Source organism: Klebsiella sp. 2019SCSN059, assembly GCF_021739525.1.
In the GTDB taxonomy this organism is placed as follows: Bacteria; Pseudomonadota; Gammaproteobacteria; order Enterobacterales; family Enterobacteriaceae; genus Klebsiella; species Klebsiella quasipneumoniae.
In genome coordinates this window covers 1-2442 of the sequence record NZ_JAKKOM010000091.1, presented here as the reverse complement: position 1 = coordinate 2442, position 2442 = coordinate 1, and the positions used below count along the sequence as shown (strand labels likewise).

The window sequence follows — 2442 nt, the reverse complement described above, 5'->3', positions numbered from 1 at the left end:
GAACGAAATAGACAGATCGCTGAGATAGGTGCCTCACTGATTAAGCATTGGTAACTGTCAGACCAAGTTTACTCATACTGAAATAATTGGGGGGTGATTACCACCGTAAATTTTTCCCAGACGGTAAAAAGAATTACAGACTTTTATCAACTAAAAAAGTGGCCTGAATATCAGCACTACCGTCAATACCATTTCAGTAAATCAGGATAGGGAAAAATTGGCAAACCCAGTTCTTCACTTGCTCTGCGGGTTCTGTCACCCTGACGTCATACGGTAATCCCCCCCAATTCATTAATCGACAAGGTCATCCTGATGAAACAAATTACCATGAGCGATATGCAGCAACAGAGCGCAGCGGCTGTGCAATCGCCTCGGCTCCGCGCGCACCGTAATTTCCATCCAGAATTAAGCGATTCGGTCCAACGTCTGGCTATTGCCATGGAACCTGGGACCTACGTGCGCCCGCACCGACACCCTCACACCTTCGAGCTACTGTTGCCATTAAGGGGTCGTTTCGTGGTGCTGAATTTTGACGATCGGGGTACCGTCACCCATCGGGCGATATTGGGGGAAACCTGTACGGTGCTGGAGATGGCCGCAGGAACCTGGCATGCCGTGCTGTCGCTGGATACCGGTGGCATAATTTTTGAAGTAAAACACGGTGGCTATCAACCCGTGGCTGCCGATGACTATGCGCACTGGGCTCCAGCGGAAGGAGAACCAGGAACCACGGAGCTTATGGCCTGGTATGCGCAAGCGCAGGTGGGCGACAGCACTTTTGCCGTCTAAGGCGATAAACAAAAACGGAATGAGTTTCCCCATTCCGTTTCCGCTATTACAAACCGTCGGTGACGATTTTAGCCGCCGACGCTAATACATCGCGACGGCTTTCTGCCTTAGGTTGAGGCTGGGTGAAGTAAGTGACCAGAATCAGCGGCGCACGATCTTTTGGCCAGATCACCGCGATATCGTTGGTGGTGCCATAGTCACCGCTGCCGGTTTTATCCCCCACAACCCAGGAAGCAGGCAGTCCAGCCTGAATGCTCGCTGCACCGGTGGTATTGCCTTTCATCCATGTCACCAGCTGCGCCCGTTGGCTGTCGCCCAATGCTTTACCCAGCGTCAGATTCCGCAGAGTTTGCGCCATTGCCCGAGGTGAAGTGGTATCACGCGGATCGCCCGGAATGGCGGTGTTTAACGTCGGCTCGGTACGGTCGAGACGGAACGTTTCGTCTCCCAGCTGTCGGGCGAACGCGGTGACGCTAGCCGGGCCGCCAACGTGAGCAATCAGCTTATTCATCGCCACGTTATCGCTGTACTGTAGCGCGGCCGCGCTAAGCTCAGCCAGTGACATCGTCCCATTGACGTGCTTTTCCGCAATCGGATTATAGTTAACAAGGTCAGATTTTTTGATCTCAACTCGCTGATTTAACAGATTCGGTTCGCTTTCACTTTTCTTCAGCACCGCGGCCGCGGCCATCACTTTACTGGTGCTGCACATCGCAAAGCGCTCATCAGCACGATAAAGTATTTGCGAATTATCTGCTGTGTTAATCAATGCCACACCCAGTCTGCCTCCCGACTGCCGCTCTAATTCGGCAAGTTTTTGCTGTACGTCCGCCGTTTGCGCATACAGCGGCACACTTCCTAACAACAGCGTGACGGTTGCCGTCGCCATCAGCGTGAACTGGCGCAGTGATTTTTTAACCATGGGATTCCTTATTCTGAAAGAGACGAAATAACAACAACATGAATAGTCAATATTTTACCTGAAGCGAGCCACAACGCGTCCGATTTTATGCTTCCGAAAGGCAAATACGGACGTCGCCAGAATGAAACCTAAATTCCACGTGTGTTTTTTATTAGCTTCAAAAATCACTATTTCACGAAGAATTTAGACTGCTTCTCACACATTGTAACATTATTTACAACCACCTTTCAATCATTTTTGATAAATCATTGATTTCATCTTTGCTGCAATGATACTTAATAAACTCTGCAAGTTATCCACAGAGCAACACTCAATTTTATTGATGATATTCTTATTATACCAGACATTTTTCATACACTCCCTTGTACGGATAGTTTTCCGACAACTTCATGATTACATATCTTGCGGTTTTGATTATTTTTGCTGCAAGAAATACATACTTCAAACGAAAGGTCTTTATTTGCTGTCTGTATTCTGAAGAGTCCAAGGAATCAAACTTGAACAACAAAAATAGGTTATATGAAAGCATCGGTAATGGTGCCAACTTACTGATTTAGTGTATGATGGTGTTTTTGAGGTGCTCCCGTGGCTTCCATCTCCATCAGTTGTCCCTCCTGCTCAGCTACTGAAGGCGTGGTGCGTAACGGTAAAAGTACTGCCGGACATCAGCGCTATCTCTGCTCTCACTGCCGTAAAACATGGCAACTGCAGTTCACTTACACCGCTTCTCA

Annotated in this window: 3 protein-coding genes and 1 pseudogene; 2 read left to right on the top strand and 2 right to left on the bottom strand. The window is 48.5% G+C overall.

Features of this window, described 5'->3' with window-relative positions; translation table 11 throughout:
• Nucleotides 1-312: 312 nt before the first annotated feature.
• On the top strand, nucleotides 313-789 hold the full coding sequence (locus tag L2I46_RS28935; protein WP_013023839.1) for a WbuC family cupin fold metalloprotein: 477 nt from the start codon (nucleotides 313-315) through the stop codon (nucleotides 787-789).
• 46 nt (nucleotides 790-835) lie between these two features.
• On the opposite strand, the gene L2I46_RS28930 is transcribed toward L2I46_RS28935, so the two are convergent.
• A complete protein-coding gene (locus L2I46_RS28930) occupies nucleotides 836-1711 on the bottom strand; it encodes an extended-spectrum class A beta-lactamase CTX-M-3 (protein WP_011091028.1) in 876 nt (291 codons plus the stop codon).
• 334 nt (nucleotides 1712-2045) lie between these two features.
• Nucleotides 2046-2240: pseudogene (locus tag L2I46_RS28925) on the bottom strand (transposase); the annotation flags it as partial.
• A 56-nt stretch (nucleotides 2241-2296) separates the two neighbouring features.
• On the opposite strand from L2I46_RS28925, the gene L2I46_RS28920 reads away from it, so the two are divergent.
• Nucleotides 2297-2442, top strand: a 146-nt coding sequence (locus tag L2I46_RS28920) for an IS1 family transposase (protein ID WP_131797572.1), incomplete at its 3' end; no start/stop codon positions are given.